This is a genomic window from Polaribacter sargassicola, from assembly GCF_021991835.1.
GTDB lineage: Bacteria > Bacteroidota > Bacteroidia > Flavobacteriales > Flavobacteriaceae > Polaribacter > Polaribacter sargassicola.
Window position 1 is genome coordinate 475378 of record NZ_JAHDAU010000002.1, and the last position, 21134, is coordinate 496511.

The following is a 21134-nucleotide window of genomic DNA, read 5'->3' on the forward strand; positions in this document are numbered from 1 at the left end:
AAAATTAAATAGGTAAAATAATTCTCAAAATGAGGGTAATAATGTTACTTTAATCATTATTCTCAGCAAAATCTCATGTTTTATATATTTTTTCAAATTTTAACAGTCCAAGTCTAAAAAAATTTATAAGAGACCTATAAAAAACATCATATCCTTATAAGTTTTAATGTTTTTTTATAGTTTTTAAATCTTAGAATTAAATAATAAACTCCTTTAGAAAAATTATTTACATTTATTTGTTTATCCTTTTCTAAAAACCCTTCTTTAACAATTCTACCCCTTGAATCTGCAATTGAAAAAACTACATCTTCTTCATATAGATAAGTATCATTTATATCTATGTTTAGATAATTATTTTTTGATGGGTTTGGAAAAATATTTATTGTTTCATTCTCATTAATTTGCTTAGATGAACTTAAAGTACTTTCATCAATAGTATAAATACTAATACTTTTGGATTTTATATCTGTTTTAAATGAATTTAAATTTTCTTTAACTATACTAGTTTGCTCTCCTTCATCAGCTAAATCATTTGTCCAAGTTATTTTATTAATATTAGCATTTAACTGAAAATTATTAAGATTTATAGTTACATCACTTACATCTTGCTCTGCATCATTAACAACTACTAATGTAAATTTATCATTTAAAACAAATGCCATAGTGTATACATCTGTAAGTGATAAATGTGTTGTTTCTACATAATTTTTATTAATAGTTGCATTTGCAAAATCCTTCATAATATAATAACTACGTAAACGTTTAGCTTCTGTATTATTTTTAAAGTAAATAGTTCTTGTTTCTGAATTGACACCTCTAGAGTTTACTTCAAAAAAACACTCTCCAAACAAACCGCCTTTGTATAGCTCTGTTTTTTCTTTGTAAGCAGCTAATGCTAAACTAATATCTGGATTAACACCAGAAGTTCTAGAACCGCCTCCTGCAGAAGATTCATCATCCCAAGCTTTTTTACCAACTGAATTTGCTGCATTAAAAAAATCATCAAATAAATCGTCTTGACTGTTTAAATTATGAGAAGAAAAAGAATGATATTCATCTTTAAATCCTAAAGTTGATACATTATTAACATAACTAATGCCCTGAGATAATGACCACGATGCGGGCCCTATAATTTGAGGAAGAGGAATGTTTCTATTAGCACACTCACTCACTAATTTTTGATAAGTATCATGTGATCTTTGTGCTGTCACAACACTTGTCCATTCTTTTGCAGTAGCTAAATAAGAAATAGTTACACCATTATTATGCATCAATTCTAAATAATCTGCTAAAAAAACACCAAAAGCATCTGTATTAAAAGATTTATTTCCTAGAGTTCTAATACACTTTCCATCTTCATCTGCTTCTACACAAGAATAATTATAGATGTATTCTGGTAAATTATTTCGATTATCACTATTGTAACCGTTATAATCTGAGCGCATAGTTGCCAAAAACTTAACATCTGGATTTACATTTTTTATAGTTTGCATAGTTTTTATGGCATCATTATAAAAAGCCATATTTTCTACTACTTCATCTACATCTGTATAACGTAATCTTTTTTGAAATTTTTTATTATCAATAAAAATTTTGGTTTCTGAGGTTCCTTGTTGAGATATTGACCAAAGTGAAGCTTCATCTAAAGCATTTGCATTATTTACTTCTACTGATTTTATAAAAAGTCCAGAATTTACAGAAGGATCTGATGTACAAAAGAGATATTTATTTAAACCTACATTACGTATGTTATAAAAACCTGGGTTGGTTTCACTTTCTATCATTTTCCACTTACACCAACTTCCTGTACAAGATCTTGCTGGTCTAGAAAACACTCTATTTCCAGAACCATCTTCTAAAATTTCATTTGTAGTTTGTAAGTGTGTGTTTGAACCTACATTTTGAATATAAACAAAACCATTTTCGTCATCTAATAACTGCCACTGTACATAAGTGCCCGTAGCTGTTATATTATTTGCTTCAACTTCAAATTTATAGTTTTCTGTTTTTTGAATTTTATCATAAGCTACCCTAGCAATATTAAAGTTAATATCTTTAAATGCCCAATCTATTATTTCTTCTGGATTAGTTGCTTTTTGTACAAAATTTTGAGACCGCTCATAATCTGCACCAATAAATTCTATTTTCTGTTTTAGGTTTCCGGCATCAATAGTAATACTTTGTGCAGTTAACTTAGTAATAAATAACAAACAACAAAATTGTATCGTAATTTTTAAATTCATATTAAATCAGTTTAAATTAAGTATTGTAATTTAAACTGATTTAATATGTTAGAAATCTCATTTTATGGTTATAAATGTTAATTTGATTAAAATTTTACCATAATAAAGGATATCTTTTTTACATTAAAAATAAAACCGAATCTTGCTAAAAATTAATTTATACTAATTTCATCAATAAAAAGAGTATTATTATCTAAAGATTCTATTTTTACTGTATTTGCACCACGATCTATCTTTATGGGCAGCTTTACCGTATTCCAAATTTCTTCTACTACTTTAACATTTGGTAATAAAAGTTTCGTACTAATTATTTTACCACTAACATACACTTTTATATAAGCTCCTTTTTTGTTTTTTATATTTGTACTATAACGAATAATCAAATCTGCATTACCTGCATTTCCATCGTTTTCTTGATACCAAGCTATTGAAGCCCCTTTTTTAGACACACTTACATAACCTTTACCTTTAAAGTTTTTCCCTTTTGATAAAATTGTAGCATTATTTATAGTTGCTTCTTCTGCCTGTTCTCCTATTTTATCATTATTATCTTTCTGAGTTTCATTCCAAGTAAATCCTTCATTCTTTCCAAATTTTTCTTCTAAAATTTGAATAGCCTTTCCATCAACAACAATCAATGCTTTTACTGTAGTTTCTAAATTAACATTAAAACTTTCTTTATAAAGAGTTGATTCTTTGGTTGGATTTTCTCCGTTTGTAGTGTAATAAACTTCAATTTTAGGATTTATCTTTTCTCCTCTTAAATTAATAATTTGAGCATCTATACTTACTTTATTAGATGTTATTAATTTTTTTTCTCCTAAAATAGAACTTGCTAACAAATTAACATTGCCTGTTTTATTTGTTGTAGAAATATAGGCTCTTGTTAAACCATAAAAAGCGATTCTATGATTTGGCCCTACATGTTGCTCTACATCAACCGGACTTCCATTGTCTAAAGCTTTTATTTTTCCTGTTCCAAAAACATTAAAATAAGTTCTATTTTCTCCATATGGATAAAATTCTCCTTTATCATCTGTTGTTGTTACACGAACCTGAACAATATCATCTATCTTATTCGTTAATGATTCTCCATCAACAGATAATTTAATTTTTGAAGGTTGATTTGCTGTTCTTATCACTTCTTTAGAAACTACCTTTCCGTTTTTATATCCAACCGCTTTTAAGGTTCCTGGTTGCCATTTTACCATCCATTGGCATTGCATTTTATCCCAAGCTTTTCCTGGTCTTTGTTTCCCAAGAGAAACATCATTAAAAAACAATTCTACCTCATCTGTATTAGAGTATACCCAAACCGGAATTTCTGTATCTAAAGCAACTTTAGGATGCGTCCAATGTGGTAAAATATGTACCATTGGTTTTTCTGTCCATTGACTTTGATATAAGTAAAACAAGTCTTTTTCAAAATTTGCTAGATCAATTGCACCTCCCATAAAAGCTTTAAAAGGCCAACCACCATGTACATAACCGGCCTCACCAATATAATCATAACCTGTCCATCTAAATGAACCTGCATAAGCAGGAATATCTCTTAATTGCGCTATATTTAATCTTGATGAAACACGAACTGTTGCATTATCATAACTAGAATTAAATATTTGTTTTCTGTTTTTTCTATCAGCTTCATCAACCCAATCATGTGTAAACACTTCTTTTTCTGTTAAATCAGGAATTTCATACGTATTATTTCTATTAGGGAAACCATCTCTATACCAAGTTTTGGTTCTATAATAACCTCTTACTTGCCAAGTATGTGTGTTTTCTGTACCAATAAATACTTTACCTTTTTGATGTTCCGTTAAGTTTTGCATGTAGCCTTTCTTCTCACTCCCTCCGTTAACACCTAAAATATTCATATGTTCTGAACCTGAATGACCAGACGTTACTGGGCGTGTGGGATCTAAAAGATTACAAGTTACTACCAAATCTTTAGCAATTTTCCCTCTTGTTTCATTACCAACACTGTAAATAACAATTGAAGGATGATTTCTATCGCGCTTAATCCAATCTGTTAAATCTTGTTTCCACCATTTATTAAAGTGATGCGCACCGTAATCATTTTTTGCTTTCCTTTTCCAACCATCAAAAATTTCATCCATCACTAACATTCCTAATTCATCACAAATGTCATAAAACTCTGGTGTTTGTGGATTATGGGCGGTTCTTATAGCATTTACACCCATATCTTTTAATTGCTGAACTCTAAATTTTAATATTTTATAAGGTACAGCAGCTCCTAAAGCTCCTGCATCTTGATGATTACAAACCCCTTGTAGTTTTACATTTTTACCATTTATCCACATTCCAGTTTCTGCAATCCATTCAATATCTCTAACACCAAACTTAGTTTCTACAACATCAACAATTTTTCTACCAATAAATACCTCTGATTTTAATGTATATAAATACGGATTTTCTACAGACCATAATTCTGGATTTTTAATCTCTAAATCCGATTTTATAAATCCTTCTTTTTCTAGTTTGATTTTATCTTTTGTAGAAGCAACTACAACACCTTTTTTATCTATAATAGATGTAATTAATTTAACTTTTTTGAAATCTTCTTTGGTAAACAATTCGGTTTCTACAAAAACTTTATTGCCTTTGGTCTTTATAAAAATTCCATCTCTTTTAACGTGTGTATTGTTTTTAATATCAATCCAAGTATGTGCATAAATACCACTACCTGTATACCAACGTGCAGAAGGTTGTTTATCATTATCTACACGAACTGCAAACGTAATTGCATCTGAATTATTTGCAATTTCACTTACATCATACGCAAAAGAAACCCAACCATAGGGTCTTGTCCCTAATTTTTGACCATTTGCCCAAACTGTACTATTCATAAAAACGCCATCAAAAGCAATTTCTACGTGTTTTCCTTTCCAATCTTTAGGTACAGTAATTGTTTTTCTATACCAACCAAAACCTGCTGGTAAATATCCCGCACCTGCACCCATTGGGTTATTTTTATCATATTCTCCTTCAATACTCCAATCGTGTGGTAAATTTAAAACTCTCCAAGAAGTATCATCAAATAAAACTTTTTCTGCACCAGGTATATCTTGTTGAATAAATTTCCAATTGGCATCAAAACTAAGTCTTGTACCTGTTTCTTTCTGTTTTTTATCTATTGCAAATCCAGAAAATATGATGTTGAAAATAAAAAATAAAATTAATTTTTTGATATGCATATTTTTAAAACTTTAATATGATTAAGAATATTTATCTTTTAAAATAAAAAAAGCGCTTATTTTAAGTAAATAAGCGCTTGTCATTAAATTAATTTTATCTATTTAAAGGCTCTATTGTATAGCTATAGCTTAAATTATCTGCTTTTATTTGATATTCTTTGTGAGGCATTTTCCCCCAACTATTATCTCCACCAACACCCATTTGTCCGTAATCGATATTGATATTTACTAAATCTCTTTTTTTAATATCAGTTGTATGACGTTGTGCTTTTTCTGCTCCTGCATCAAAATCATTATTATATTGATGATGTGCGCTAAAAGAAATTAAATCTGATGCTGTTATCTTTATTCCGTTACCAGAATTGTTTGTAAAAGTAACCCAACGCGTATCTGTTTTATATCCGTTTTCTTGCGGACGAATATATTGGAAATACAAGTCTTCTACAGGTGCTTTATACAAACCAACAAGAGCTGCACTTTTTCTATCTTGATAATTTTCGAAAGGTCCTCTACCAAACCATTCTACATTATTATACTCATTTTTAATGACAAAATTATTACCAAATCTTGGTAAAACAGGAGCTTTAGCTTTAACTCCAGATACATTTGTATTTACTAAAACTTTTCCTTTTGCATCAATTGTATAATCTATTACTAACGTTGCATTTACACCACTTAAATGATAAGTTGTACTTACTAAAGTAGTATTTGCATCAATATTCTTACTTTCTATCGATTTTAATTCTTGATTATTTGTAGCCTCTTTCCAAGCACCTAATTTTTTAGACATGTTGTAACCGAAATCATTATCTGTAGTTGCTCTCCAAAAATTAGCTTTAATACCATTTAATAAAACATTTCCGTTACCATAATCTAAAGTTGTTAATTCACCATTTTTTTTACTAAAAGATAAATTAAATCCGTTACCAGTAACATCTATAGAAGTTTCTGTTACATTAGCTTTTAAAGAACCATCATTTTTAGAAAATACTGTTTTAGCTTTTGAATCTGCAACTTGAAACTGCTCAAAAGCAGCAATGTGACCTGCAGCAACTAAATCTGTAGCCGTTTTAGTTTTAGCATACACATTTAAGTGATATTCTGCTGAATTGTCTGTTAATTTAGGCAACTTAATATTTACTTTTTTAGAAGTATAAGGCGCTACATTTAAAACAGGTAAAGTTCCGTTTGCAACTTCTTCTCCATTTTTAAGTAATGTCCAAGAGAAATCTAATGTATTTAAATTTGTAAAATCATAAATATTTTTAATTTCTATTGTTCCGGATTTAATGTTAATAGCTTTAAATTTAACATACTGATATACTTTTTTAACCTCGTACAATGCAGGATGTGCTGTTCTATCAGGATTTACAATTCCGTTTAAACAGAAATTATTATCATTTTGTAAATGACCTCCGCCTAAATCTCCTCCGTAAGCCCAAAAAGGTTCTCCTTCTTCGTTTTTAGTTAAAATTCCTTGGTCTACCCAATCCCAAATAAAACCACCTTGCATAATATCATACTTTTCAATAACATCCCAATAATCCTGTAAATTACCAACACTATTACCCATTGCATGCGCATATTCGCATTGAATTAACGGACGTGTCGGATTATTTTCTGCATATTTTATCATTCTTTCTATTGGCCAGTACATAGGTGCTTGAATGTCTGAATTAGAGTACTGTGTTGCACCTTCATATTGAGTAGGTCTTGTTGTATCATTTTCTTTTAACCAATCGTATGTTGCAAAAAAGTTCTCTCCATTTCCAGCTTCATTTCCTAAAGACCAAGTTATAATTGATGGATAATTTTTATCTCTTTCAAACATTCTTACCGTTCTATCCATGTGCATTGCTTTCCATTCTGATAAATATGCTGGATGCACAGCCTGATCTTTTTTATTATTATTTAAACCTTGGTTAGTTGTACCCATACCATGCGTTTCTATATTTACCTCATCCACTACATAAAAACCATATTTATCTGCTAATCTGTAAAAATGTGGGTTTTTAGGGTAGTGACTACAACGGATTGCGTTTAAGTTATTTTCTTTCATCACCTTTAAATCTAACATTGTTAATTCTTCAGAAATAACATGTCCTTCTGTTTCACTATGATCGTGTAAATTGGCTCCTTTTAATAAAACTGGCATTCCGTTTACTAAAAACTGATTGTTTTTAATAGTTATATTTCTAAAACCAACTTTTATAGCTGTAGATTCTCCGTTTACAGTTACTAATAATGTATATAAATTAGGTGTTTCTGCGTTCCAAGTTTTTACATCTTTTATAATTTTATCAAAAGAAATAAGGTTTCTACCTGTTTTTAAAGCTACCTTTTTAGACGTTGTATATACTTCTTTATCTCCATCTAACAATTGTACTTTTACTTCTTTTTCTGTTGATGTTGTTGAATTATTATCAACTTTTAAATCTACTTTAAAAACTCCATCTTTAAAATTATTTTCTAAATCTGATGTTACTCTAAAATCTCTTAAAGTCACTTTATCTGTAGCATATACATAAACATCTCTTTCTATACCACTTAATCTCCAAAAATCTTGATCTTCCATATAACTAGCATCAGACCAACGCAATACTTGTACAGCTAAACTATTTTTCCCTTTTTTAACAAAATCGGTAATTTTGTATTCTGCAGCAGTTTTACTTCCTTCATTATACCCTAACATTTTACCATTTAACCAAACATACATGGCACCACTTACACCTTCAAAATGTAAATACATATCTTTTCCATCCCAATCATCAGAAATTTCAAACTCTTTTTTATAACTACCATTGCTGTTGATGTTATGTGGAATGTAAGGTGGATTTGCTGGAAACATATATATTCTGTTGGTGTACACAGGTATTCCATGCCCTTTTAGTTCCCAATTAGAAGGAACTTCAATATTATCCCAATTAGAAATATCAAAATCTGCTTTATAAAAATCCGTTGGTCTTGCTTGTACGCTATCTGCATAATAAAACTTCCAAGTTCCGTTTAAAGATTTATATAAAGGAGAATTTTTCCAGCTTTCGTTTTCTAGTGCAGATTTTTCATCAGCATATTTATAAAAAGAAGCTGTTGGTTCTTCTCTATTGATTTGAAAAATTTCTGGATTTTCCCATTCTGGATTTTCCCATTTATCTGCCACATAAACAGGCCTTTTGTCTTCTTGCTCTTTATTGCAAGAAGCAAAAGAGGCTAATGAGATAATAATGACTAATAAAGCTTTTTTCATTTTAATAAAATTAGTTGGGTTTTAATATCTTTTAATCTATAATTTGATTTACTACAGCGCTCTCAATCTGGGTTTTACCTTTTACAACAAAGGCTTTAATAGCATATTTAGAGTTTTCTTTTAATTTTGATAAAGGGATTAACACCTTAAATTTGTTACTTTTTTGAGTGATTTTTTCTCCTAATATTTTGGTATGTTCTACATTTAAATAAGAGATATTATTAATAATTACTCCATAAGAATTTTTAGGATTTAATGCTACTTTATGCAATTTGACCTCTACTAAATATCCGTCCTCTTGTTTTCTAATAATTTGAATATTAATTTCTGAATTATTTTCTAACGACAAGGCTGTTGCTATATTTGGATAAAAATTACTTTCGCCTACTTCTGTTTCTGCCTTAATTGTATAATAGTATTGTATTTTATCTTTAACAGTAGTATCTAAAAAAATAGTATCATTTATAGCAGTTGCTATTTTAGTAAACTCATGTAGCTTAGTACCTCTGTAAACATTATAACTTGTATTAGGTAATACATTTTTTTGAGAAATCCATTTAACCTCTATTGATGTTGATGTCTTTTTAACTGCAGACACATTTCTAGGACTGTATGGAACCCTAGAAGACACAAAAACAGTTTCTTTTTTTGATGGTTTACTTTTACCCAAACCATTGTATGCCGTTACTGTAAAATTATATTTTGTATTATCTTTTAGGTTTTCTATTCTGTAACCAAAAACATTATCTGTATCAATTTCAATGTCTTTATTATTTTCATCTTTATAATTGATCAAATAACTTTTTGCATCCGGTACACTTTGCCAAAAAAGAGTTACTGTATTGTCTCTTCTAGATACTTTAAAAATTGTTGGTTTTTCTGGTGATTGATAAGTAGCAAAAACATCGTTAGATAATTTGCTTTTTTTATCTTTATTTAAAGCTTCTACTTTAAAAAAGTACTTTGTATTTTTATCTAAATCGGTTACTAAAAAGTTATTTTGATTAGAAACTTTAATTGTTTTAGATAAATTGGTAGCATCTGTACCGTAATAAACCTTATAGGAAGTAGCCTTAGCAATACTTCCCCAATTTAATAGAATTCCGTTTTTTTCTACCGAAGCATTATAAGTAATTGGTTGCTCTAGAGTATAATTATTCGTTTTCCATTTAATTACAGATAAGCTAAAAGGTTTTATAGAAATTACTCCATTTTTAAATTCTGTTGTTTTAATATTTGGATTTCTATCAGCGATAGAATTTGCTGCTAAATAAGACACTAATAAATCGCCTTTAAATTTTTTATCATCAATATTTAATTGAAACTCTTTTTCTTGTTCGCTTCTATTGCTAATTACTAAATAATTAAAACCATTATTGCCTTTATAAGATTGAGCAAACATACCATTTACTTTGGTTTTCTTTAAGCCATCTACCAAAACCATGTTTTCTATATCGGTTTTAAAGATAAACTCAGAGTTATTAACAGCTTCATTATAAATCTTGTAAGCTTTACCTTCAATATCTCTTCTAATACCAGTAGAAATAGTATCTGTATCAATTGCAATATTATTTTTAAAAGCTTCTTCTATTAAATTGCCTTTTCCTTTAGATGGCAAATATTTATTACTTACCTCATGGGCACCAATATATTGCGTGTTTTTATGCTCTAATTGACGCATTACATATTCGATGTTATAAATTCCAGAATAAATTCCGTTTAAAGGACTATTCCAAACACCAAACTCTGTAATTACCATTGGCACATCTTGCCAAGTATAAGCTTCTATTTGAGCCATTGCAGCTTTAGATGTTGCTTCTAATAATTTTGTATTAGCACGTTTGTAAGCTTGTTCTCTTGTTTCTTTTTTACCTGTATGTGGTGCGTAAGAATGTTTTGAAAACACATTCCAATAAGCACCTTTTTCTTCTTGATACTTATTAATTTCTTTCATAAAAGTCCAAACACCATCCCAAGTATAGTTTAGTGTTAGTTGAGCTTCCGGAAAAATTTGTTGTATTGCTTCTGCATAAGGTTTCATTTTAGCAGCGTAATCATAACCATCATTCCACCAATATCTGTTTCTGTTTGGCACATAAAAATAGGGTTCGTTACAGAATTGCCAAACCTCTACTTTTATATTGTTGTTTTTACAAAATCTTGCCAATTCTAAAATCATTTCTGGCGATTCTGCAAAAGCATTTACCGTTACAATTAATTTACCATTAACTTCTCTAAGTAACTTATATAAATCTATAATTCTGTGAGGTCCTTTTACTTTGACATATCTATATCCTTTTAAAAAGGGCTTTGGATGATCGAACTTAGAAATATAATCTAAATCATATTGTCCTGTTGCACTGCTAAAAGCATCACCCATAGTTCCAGAAAAATAACGCAACCAACCTGGTTTTAATTCTTTTACAGATTTTATAAAATCTGGATGCGTATAACTCCAAGCTTTATCTGCAATTCTTACATTAAAACCACTAGATCCTTTATTTATGGCATGCCCATCTTTTGTATTGATATTGATTGTACTCAATTTTTGAGACAATACGCTATATACCTGAAAGACACAGATAAATAGAATGAAGTATGTTTTTTTTAGACGCATATACAATATGAAAAATTATTTTTTTTTAAGAGATACTTGTAATTGGCTAATTATATTTACCAATTACAAGCACCTTATATTACTGTATTTTATAACTTTTAAAAAGAAACTTGGTTAAATTTAAACACATTAGAAGGAGTTCTTGCTTCTTTAAATAATTGCTTCATTTCTTCAACTATTTCTGGATGTTTATCTGCAATATTATTAGTTTCTCCAATATCTGTAGAAAGGTCAAATAACTGCATTGTTGCATTAGGTTTCTTTTTAACATTATATTTTACTGCTTTCCAGTTTCCTTTTCTTATTGCTTGTCTACCTCCTCTTTCATGAAACTCCCAATACAAATAATCATGCTGTTTTTGTTCTTCTGGTTTATCTAATAAAGTAGGTAAAAAAGAAATTCCATCTATATTTTCAGGCGCTTCTATACCAGCAATTTCAGAAAAAGTTGGAAAAACATCCCAAAAAGCAGAAATTAAATCTGTCTTTGTTCCTGGCTTAATTTTATTTGGCCATCTAATAGTCATTGGCACTCTAATTCCACCCTCATATAAATCTCTTTTAACACCTCTTAACTGACCATTACTATTAAAATACTTTGGATCTGCACCTCCTTCTGTATGCGGTCCATTATCAGAAGTAAAAACAACAATAGTATTATCTTCTAAACCTAATTCTTTTACTTTATCCATAATCTCACCAACTTGATTATCCATTACTTCTATCATAGCAACAAATGCAGCATGAGATTCTTTTTGAGATTCGTATTTACCTAATCTATATTGTGGTCCATCATCTGTACCTTTAAATTCTTTTTCTGGTAAATATTTACCTCTATACTTATCTATTAAATTTTCTGGTGCTGCTAACTCTGCATGCGGTATAATAGTAGGCACATATAAAAAGAAAGTAGTGTCTTTATTTTTTTCTAAAAATTCTAATGCTTTATTTTGAATTAACTCCGGAGCATATTGCCCTCTACCATTCCCTTCATTTCCTTTTAAAACAATAGAATCTTTATTAGACCACAAATGATAAGGGTAGTAATTATGCCCTAAACGTTGACAATTATATCCATAAAAAACGTCGAAGCCTTGTTTTATAGGATCTCCTTCAGAACCAGGATAACCCAAACCCCATTTACCAAAAGCTCCAGTTACATAACCTCCTTTTTTTAATGCCTCTGCCATTGTATAAGTACTATCCGGAATTGGATGTTGCCCTTCTGGCTGAACTTCTCTATTACCTCTAATTGGAGTATGCCCAGTATGCATACCTGTTAATAAAGCAGAACGAGATGGAGCACAAACTGTATTACCTGCATAATGCTGCGTAAACATTAAACCTTGGGTAACTAACTTATCTATGTTTGGTGTATTAAACTTTTCTTGCCCATAACTACTTAAATCTCCATATCCCAAATCATCTGCTAAAATATAAATGATATTAGGTTTTTTTTCTGACTCAGAAGTCTTTTTTTCTATTGTTTTTTTTTGATTACAAGAAAATGCTGTTAAAACTAAAATAGATAAAGAGCATATTTTTAAAATTTTATTCATAATAAGTTTTTTTCTACAAATACATTTGATTTCTTAAAGGTTTCACTTTTTTGATACTGCTCAAAAGTATTACTAATGAGTATAAAAAAAATATAAAAAACACCCTAATAATGTTGCATTTTACTATAAAATATAAAAATAACACCTAAAAAAGGGATTTCTAATAAATATCTAGACAAAAAAATCATTTTTTTTACACCTCTAAATCACAAATAGAAAAAAACAAAAAAGAACAAGTAAAAAATCCTACAAAAAACTGTAATACAACAATTTAGAGAGAATTAAATAAAAAAATGCAACAAACAAGTACTTTTAGTCGCAACATAAATACTCTGTTAAAATAATACACTTTAAAGGTAAAATAGATAATGTTTAAAATTTTTATATACTTTTGCGGTGCAACTTCTTAAATAATAAAATATAGTTTTTAAACTAACCTAAAATAATGAAAGCTTTAAAACATATACTTTTTATCTTTATTCTAATCAATATAAAATTTGGCTATTCTCAAACCAACGAAACTTATTTTAATGATTTAATCATACAAGGAGAACCTTTTAATAAAAAAGTAAATATTTTATTTGAAGACAGTATTGGTTATTTATGGATTGGTAGCAATACAGGTTTATACAAATATGATGGTTACAATTTAGTTGCATACAAGCAAGATGTTTTTGACCCACACTCTATACCAAACAATAATATTAATTCGATAATTGAAGATAACGATAAAAATTTATGGATTGGTAGCGAAAGCTATCTTATCTATTTTAATAGAAAAGACAATAAATTTAAAAGTTTTAATAAAAACATTACTACAGAGGTTTTATATAAAAACTCTAAAGGGAAAATTTTCGCTAATTTAAAAGATGTTGATTTAATTAAAATAGACCCAAAAGAAAACATTAAAAATGGTAGAGAACTTTTTAAAATTAAAGAACCTGTAAACTCTTTAATAGAAGATGAATTTGCTAGATTTTGGATTGGATCTCAAAAAGGACTTTTTTTTCTAAATAAAGAAAATAAATTAATTACCACAGACATAAAAGAAAAAGTAATCTCTATTAAAAACTTTGGAAACAACAGCTTTGCTGTTTTAACCCAAAATAAGCTTTTAATTTTAGGTTATAATAAAACAGATTTTTCTCTAGAAACTTTAGAACATTACTCAAACATTATAGATGACTCAAAAATACAATCAACATCATTAGTTATAAATAAGAAAAATTTAGATTTATGGATTGGAACTGAAAATGGTTTATATAAAGGAATTAGAAATAACAATAGTTATACATTTTTAAAATTTACTAAAGAATCTGAAAATGGAAATTTAAAAAACAACTTTATAACATCTATTGCTTTCGACTCTTTTGAAAACCTATGGATAGGATCTTTAAAAGGCATAAACAAATACAGAGTAAGGTCTTCTATTTTTGAGTATAATAAAATAGAAACTCCATCTAAAAAAGACAATGACCTTGCAAACAGCTTACTTTTTTATACGCCTAACACTATTTTAGCTGGTATGAATAGTGGATTGTACAAGTACAATACAACAACAGGTAAATCTGTAAAAATCAACTCGAGTATTACCAACATAAACCACATCTCTAAAACCTTCGAAAAAAACAGTCTTTTTATAGCTTCTAATAACACACTTTATAAGTCTGAAATTTATAATCCTAAAAATGAGAATTTAAAATTATCAAAAATAAAATCTTATAAAAATGAAATTACAAATATTGCGGTTATCAATAAAAATGAAACTTGGGTAGGTCTTTGGAATAAAGGAGTTGATATTATTAACACTGAAAATGAAATATCTAAATTTAAAGAAAAAGTTATTGCAAAACTCTCTGAAAATCACACCTCTGTTTTTCTCCTAACAAAAGACCATAATTTATGGATTGGTACAAGAGGAGAAGGACTTTTTAAAATTGACTTAAACAACGAGACAATTAAAGAGTTTCTTCCTTCTAAAGAAAACGGATTAACATCTGATGCTATTTTAAGTTTACATGAAGATAGTAACAATAATATTTGGATTGGCACAAGAAGTGGTGGACTTAACAAATACAATAAAGAGACTAATAGTTTTAAAAACTTTAGAAAACTAAATGGAATGTCTTCTAACACCATTTCTGCTATAAAAGAAGATCATAATAACAACATTTGGCTAAGTACACAAGATGGTTTAATTCGTTTTGATGTAGAAAACGAAAAATTCATCCCCTTTAAAATTGAAGACGGTATAAAAGAGAGCCAATTCTTATTCAACTCTAGTGCCTCTAACGAAACTAATAACACACTTTTTTTTGGTTGTGCAGACGGTTTTTACACTGTATATAGTAGTAACTTTACACAAAAAAGTAAACTCCCAAAAACTGTAATTACTAGTTTTTCTACTTTAGGAGCAACAGAAAACGAAGACATTAATAGTTCTGAAAAAAAATCTTTAAACCTTATAAACAACAACTCAAATCAACCAATTATTTTACCTTATGATAAAAATAATATAGTAGTTAATTTTTCTTCTCTAGACCTTACTACACCTAATAAAAACGAATACGCATACATGTTAGAAGGTTTAACAGATTATTGGATTTACACAAATGCCTCTAACCGAAATGCTAATTACAATGACCTTGCCTCTGGCACTTATACCTTTAAAGTAAAAAGTTCTAATAGTGATGGTGTTTGGAACGAAACTCCTACCGAATTATCTTTTACTATAATGCCTCCTTTATGGAAATCTAAATGGGCAATTTTTGCATATTTTTTTAGTAGCTTAATAATAATTTTTGTCGGTATTATATTAATTAGAAGATGGTACAAACTAAAGAAAAACCTTGTTAAAGAAACAGTTAGTAGAGAAAAAGATAATGAACTTAATAAAATGAAAATGACTTTTTTTACAGACATTTCTCACGAATTAAGAACACCTTTATCACTTATATTAGGCACCATAGAAAAGGTAGTTAAAGAAAAACAATTCACTCTAAGTCCGGTTACATCTCAACGTATTTATAACAATACATTAAGAATGCACAGACTTATAAATCAAATAATGGATATCAGAAAATTTGATCAAGGTAAATTTAAATTAAACATCTCTAAAAATGATATTATAAAAGATGTTAGTATTATAAAAAGTGCTTTTGATGATTTTGCTAAAATATACGGAATAAAATATAATTATACTTCAGATGAAAAATCTTTAAAGGCTTGGTATGATGTAGATATTTTAGAAAAAATATTATTTAATTTATTATCAAACGCCTTTAAATACACTCAAGAACAAGAAGGAGAAATAAATATTTACACAAAACTAATTCAAGAAGAAAGCCAAGAACTTATAAATTTAAACCTTCCTAAAAGTGAATATATAAAATGTGTGGTAAGAGACAATGGTGTTGGAATACCAGAAAAAGATTTAAAATACATTTTTGATAGATATTATCAAGCAACTAAAACTTATACAAATCAAATCCCTGGTACAGGTATTGGTATGGAGTTGGTACAAAAACTAACCGAAAGACATCACGGAATTATACTTGCGGAAAGTGAAGAAAATAAATTTACAGAATTTACCCTTTATCTACCTATTAGTAAAAAAAGGTATCACAAGAACGAAATTATAAAAACAAACACTCCACTGCTTAAAAACTTTATAAAAAATTCAGAATTTCAAGTAATTGAAGAAGTTTCTTCTGAATTTGACATAAAAACAAATTCAAAAAATAATACAAAACCAAAAGTTTTAATTGTTGATGATAATTCTGAATTAAGATCTATGATAAAAGAAGAATTAATCAGTCATTTTAATATAATAGAAGCTTCAGACGGAAAAGAAGGTTATGAAACTATAATTAAAGAAAAACCAAAACTTATTATTAGTGACATAATGATGCCTATAGAAGATGGAATTTCTATGCTAAATAGAATGAAGGAAAACCCAGAAATAAAAAACATTCCTATTTTTATGTTAACAGCAAAAAATTCTCCAGATACCAAAATAGAATGTCTTTCTTTGGGCGCTGATGATTATATTGAAAAACCTTTTAGTATGGAGTTTGTTAAATGGAAAGTTAAAAACACTCTAATTTCTAGAAAGCAACTTAAAAACGAATATAGCAAGGTAATTACTGCTGCCCCTTCTGAAATTAACATAGAATCTAATGATGAAAAGTTTATTAAAAAACTAGTTTGTATTATAGAAAAATCTATGGGAGATCATTTGTTTAGTGTAGAATTTCTTGCTTCGGAAGTAGGTATGAGTAGAGCTAATTTATATAGAAAATTAAAAGTTATTCTTAATGAAACACCTGTTAATTTTATAAAGCAAATTAGATTAAAACGTGCAGAACAACTTTTAAAGAAAAACAGCATGTATATTTCTGAAGTTGCTTACATGACTGGTTTTAACAACCAAAAGTACTTTAGCAAATGTTTTAGTAAAGAATACGGTATTAGCCCATCTGAGTACATTAAACAGAATAAAGACTCTAAACAAGAAGAAGAAAACACTTATTCTACTTAAAAACAACACATTAAAAAAACCTCTTAAAAATTGTTTTAAGAGGTACTTTTTTTGGTAATCAATTTGCTACTTCGTTATAATCTACCTCTTTTATTTTTTATATTGCAAAAAATAAATAGGATTTGAAAAAGATTATTGTTACTGTAACAAACGATTTATCAACAGACCAAAGAGTACACAAAGTTTGTACAACATTACACAATAATGGCTTTAAAATTCTTTTAATAGGTAGAAAATTTAGCAATAGTCTTCCGCTAAGCAGAGATTATAAAACCAAAAGAATTTCGTTACTTTTTAACAAAGGGTTTTTATTTTATGCAGAATATAATTTAAGACTTTTTGGTGTTCTTTTTTTTAAGAAAAAAGACATTTTATTATCTAACGATCTAGACACACTTTTACCTAATTATTTACTTCATAAAATTCAGCAAACAAAACTTGTTTATGATAGTCATGAATTATTTCCTGAAATACCAGAACTGATAAACAAACCCTCAGTTAAAAAATTTTGGAATACAATTGAAAAATTAATTCTACCTAAAATTAAAAACAATTACACCGTTTGTAAAAGTATCGCCAATTATTATCAAGACAAATACAACTCTAATTTTAAAACAATCTTAAACTTACCAACTAAAAAAGTGATAGAAAAAAGTGAGTTTCCTTTTGATAAAAAACAGCAAAAAGTAATTTTATATCAAGGTGCAGTAAATATTGGTAGAGGTTTAGAACTTATGATAGATACCATACCTTATTTAAAAAATTGTATTCTTGTTATAATTGGTGATGGTGATGTGTTTTTAGATTTAAAAAAACTTGTTGCAATAAAAAAATTAGAAGAAAAAGTTTATTTTCTCGGCAAAATACCTTCTCAAAAATTGCATCATTTTACAACTTTAGCAGATTTAGGAATCAGTATAGAAGAAGATCTTGGCTTAAATTATAAATTTGCTTTACCTAATAAGATATTTGATTACATACAAGCAGAAATACCAATATTGGTTTCTGATTTACCTGAAATGAAAAGAATTGCAATTGATTATAATGTTGGAGAAGTTGTAAAAAGCAGAAAACCTAAAGATCTTGCAAATCAAATAGAGAAATTATTAAACAAAGATTTTTCTACACAATTAAAAAACGCAAAAGAAGAATTAATTTGGGAAAAACAAGAAGAAAAATTATTGCAAATCTTTAAAAATTAATTTTACTTCTTTTTATACTGATGTGGATTTTCTCTAACTCCTTTTTTGAATAAAACCCTTACTGCAGATCTTATTTTGTTGTCTAATTGTAAGGCAATGTCTTTCATTTTTTCTTTTGGTCTACCTCTAAATGTAGTTACATGAAAACTATCTGAAGGCAACAATGCCTTTTCTGAAAAATAATAATTAGATACACAACACCTAACATTATCTGCAGTAACTTTACTAACAGAATGCCAAGATTTTTGATGAGTCGCCATTACAACCAATCTATTAAATTTACTTTCTATTGTAGTTTGCTTTTCTTTTAAACCATTTGGCCAAATTTCTAAATTACCACCAAAATCTTGTTGCCAATTAGGAGTAACGTAATATAATAAGTTTAAAACCCTCCATTTATTTCTGTCTTTGTCATGAGAATTATCTAAATGCGGATTTAAAAAATTGTCTTTTACCATTAAAGATAATCCGCCTGCATATAAATTTTTATCAGCAGAAATTTCTTTAAAATCACATATTTTAGAAACTAAATCTACTATTTTAGGTTCTTGAAAACTATAAATAACTTCCTCTAAAATAGCGTTGTATTTATCCATCTGAAAAGCAGTAAATTTATGCTCTCTTAAACTGTTTCTTTCTACAGTTTCTTTTACATCAGGAAAACTTTTATAAATTAATAAAGCAATATCTTTAGGCAACAAATTATCTAAATAAAAAAAGCCAATTTTATTACTACTTTCAACAAATTGTTGTTTAAGTTTTTCTTTATTTTTATACAAATTATCGTATAATAAATCAGCTATTTCAATTCTATTCATTTTTATTTTTTAGTTGGCACAAGTAACAAATTTTTAAACAGTTTAAGAAAAAAACAGATCCTCTATCAATTGCTTTTTTTTCAAAAAAAAGAGTCATTTTAGCCAAAAGAAAATCAATTTTAACAACAGATAAAAAGCTCAAAAAGTTAAGTATTGATAATTCTTTTTTTTGCAACAAACCTTCTTCTGATAAAAAAATAAGGTTTTCCATAGCATTTTTAGTTTTTGCTACAAAAGCACTGTTATTATCTATTCCTAAATGAAAAACTTCATTTTCTATATGTGTAATTTTATAGTTGTTTTCTTTTAAACCAATAGAAAACAGAAAATCTTCTCTACCATATTTCAATAATTTTTCTTCAAATTTTATGACAGAAAAAGCTTTTTTTTCTATTAAAAAATTTGAGGTGAAAAAATATTTTTCAGCGTTTTTAACTCTTTCTTCAACGCTTATTTCTTCATGTTTTTTACCATATTTATATCTTAATAAACCTTTAATACTTTCTTTGTTTTGATATTTTAAACCTCCGCAAAAAACAGTATTTTTAGTATTAAAGTGTTTTATATAATTGCTTATAAAACTAGAAGAAGTTGGTAAAACATCTGCATCTAAAAATAACAACCAATTAAACTTAGCTTTTGATGCTAGTAAATTTCTAATTGCACTTCTGCCAATATTCTTTTTTAAAATAGAAAAGCTAGAAAAAAGTAGTTTATTTATTTTTTCATTTTCTAAATTTAAATCACTTTTAGATGCATCATCTAAACAAATAATTTCGAAAGAAATTGCTTCTTTTAATAATTGCTGATGTAATTCTTTAACTAAATTGTATGAGTTGTAATTGTAAATTGGTATTAGTACCGATAACATTATGCGTTTACTTTTTGGGCAACTTCAAACAATTCTCCTCCTTCACATTTTATCGTTTTTTGTTTGTACTTAACAATTAACTGATAATCATGCGTAGCCATTAAAATAGTTTTACCACTTTTATGAATGTTATTTAAAAGTTCCATTACTTCTAAAGAGGTTCTTGGGTCTAAATTACCTGTTGGCTCATCTGCTAAAATTAATTCTGGGTCATTTAACAAAGCTCTTGCAATTGCTATTCTTTGTTGTTCTCCTCCAGAAAGTTCAAAAGTATTTTTATAAGCTTTAGGTTTCATACCTACTTTGTCTAAAACCTCTTCTATTTTTGCAGTAATCTTTGTTTTATCTTTCCAGCCTGTAGCTTTTAAAACAAATTCTAAATTAGCAAAAACGTTTCTATCACTTAATAATTTAAAATCTTGAAAAACAATTCCTATTTTTCTTCTTAAAAAAGGAATATCTTTTTCTTTTATTTTTGTTAAATCAAAACTTGCAACAGAGCCTATTCCTTTTTGTAATTTTAAATCTCCATAAAGAGTTTTCATTAAACTACTTTTACCACTACCTGTCTTACCAATTAAATAACAAAAATCTCCTTTATTAATCGTTAAATTAACATTAGACAAAACTAAATTATCTCTTTGATAGATATCCGCATTTTCTAAATACAATACAGCTTTTTCCATATATCAACTACTTTCTACAAACTTAAAAGTTTCTAACGATTTTTTACTATGAATTATAAACTATTCTTATTTTTGACTATAAAGTTTTTTATACATTTTTTCTTTCTACATCAAACAAAATTAAAAATTGTAC

The 21134-nt window shown here is 27.9% G+C and carries 10 protein-coding genes; 2 read left to right on the top strand and 8 right to left on the bottom strand.

Annotated elements, in window-relative coordinates; genetic code table 11:
* Nucleotides 1-146: 146 nt before the first annotated feature.
* The 5 genes from KI686_RS05365 to KI686_RS05385 form a co-directional block, all read right to left on the bottom strand.
* The gene (locus KI686_RS05365; RefSeq protein ID WP_237588237.1) at nt 147-2243 is read right to left on the bottom strand and encodes a T9SS type A sorting domain-containing protein; all 2097 of its coding nucleotides are present in this window, start codon (nt 2241-2243) and stop codon (nt 147-149) included.
* Nucleotides 2244-2395: 152 nt separating this feature from the next.
* Nucleotides 2396-5461 (bottom strand): glycoside hydrolase family 2 TIM barrel-domain containing protein, encoded by a 3066-nt coding sequence (locus tag KI686_RS05370; protein WP_237588238.1) that lies wholly within the window; start codon nt 5459-5461, stop codon nt 2396-2398.
* 94 nt (nt 5462-5555) lie between these two features.
* Nucleotides 5556-8708, bottom strand: a complete 3153-nt coding sequence (gene lacZ, locus KI686_RS05375) for a beta-galactosidase, LacZ type (protein ID WP_237588239.1) — start codon at nt 8706-8708, stop codon at nt 5556-5558.
* A 31-nt stretch (nt 8709-8739) separates the two neighbouring features.
* Nucleotides 8740-11253 (bottom strand): fibronectin type III domain-containing protein, encoded by a 2514-nt coding sequence (locus tag KI686_RS05380; RefSeq protein ID WP_237588240.1) that lies wholly within the window; start codon nt 11251-11253, stop codon nt 8740-8742.
* A 170-nt stretch (nt 11254-11423) separates the two neighbouring features.
* Nucleotides 11424-12884: an arylsulfatase gene (locus tag KI686_RS05385; protein ID WP_237588241.1), complete on the bottom strand. Its 1461-nt coding sequence runs from the start codon at nt 12882-12884 to the stop codon at nt 11424-11426.
* Between the two features lie 445 nt (nt 12885-13329).
* On the opposite strand from KI686_RS05385, the gene KI686_RS05390 reads away from it, so the two are divergent.
* Nucleotides 13330-17424 (top strand): hybrid sensor histidine kinase/response regulator transcription factor, encoded by a 4095-nt coding sequence (locus KI686_RS05390; protein WP_237588242.1) that lies wholly within the window; start codon nt 13330-13332, stop codon nt 17422-17424.
* A gap of 122 nt (nt 17425-17546) precedes the next feature.
* Complete coding sequence (locus KI686_RS05395) at nt 17547-18626, top strand: glycosyltransferase (protein ID WP_237588243.1); 1080 nt, start codon at nt 17547-17549, stop codon at nt 18624-18626.
* A gap of 2 nt (nt 18627-18628) precedes the next feature.
* On the opposite strand, the gene KI686_RS05400 is transcribed toward KI686_RS05395, so the two are convergent.
* Genes KI686_RS05400 through KI686_RS05410 form a run of 3 tightly spaced genes read right to left on the bottom strand, consistent with a single transcriptional unit; the run spans nt 18629 to nt 21001 of the window.
* Entirely contained in the window at nt 18629-19444 is an 816-nt protein-coding gene (locus KI686_RS05400) for a 2OG-Fe(II) oxygenase (protein ID WP_237588244.1), read from the bottom strand.
* Nucleotides 19437-20315: a glycosyltransferase family A protein gene (locus KI686_RS05405; RefSeq protein ID WP_237588245.1), complete on the bottom strand. Its 879-nt coding sequence runs from the start codon at nt 20313-20315 to the stop codon at nt 19437-19439. Before KI686_RS05405 ends, KI686_RS05400 begins: the two co-directional genes overlap by 8 nt.
* The gene (locus KI686_RS05410; RefSeq protein ID WP_237588246.1) at nt 20315-21001 is read right to left on the bottom strand and encodes a cell division ATP-binding protein FtsE; all 687 of its coding nucleotides are present in this window, start codon (nt 20999-21001) and stop codon (nt 20315-20317) included. The genes KI686_RS05405 and KI686_RS05410 overlap by 1 nt, the downstream gene beginning before the upstream one ends.
* Nucleotides 21002-21134: the final 133 nt, after the last annotated feature.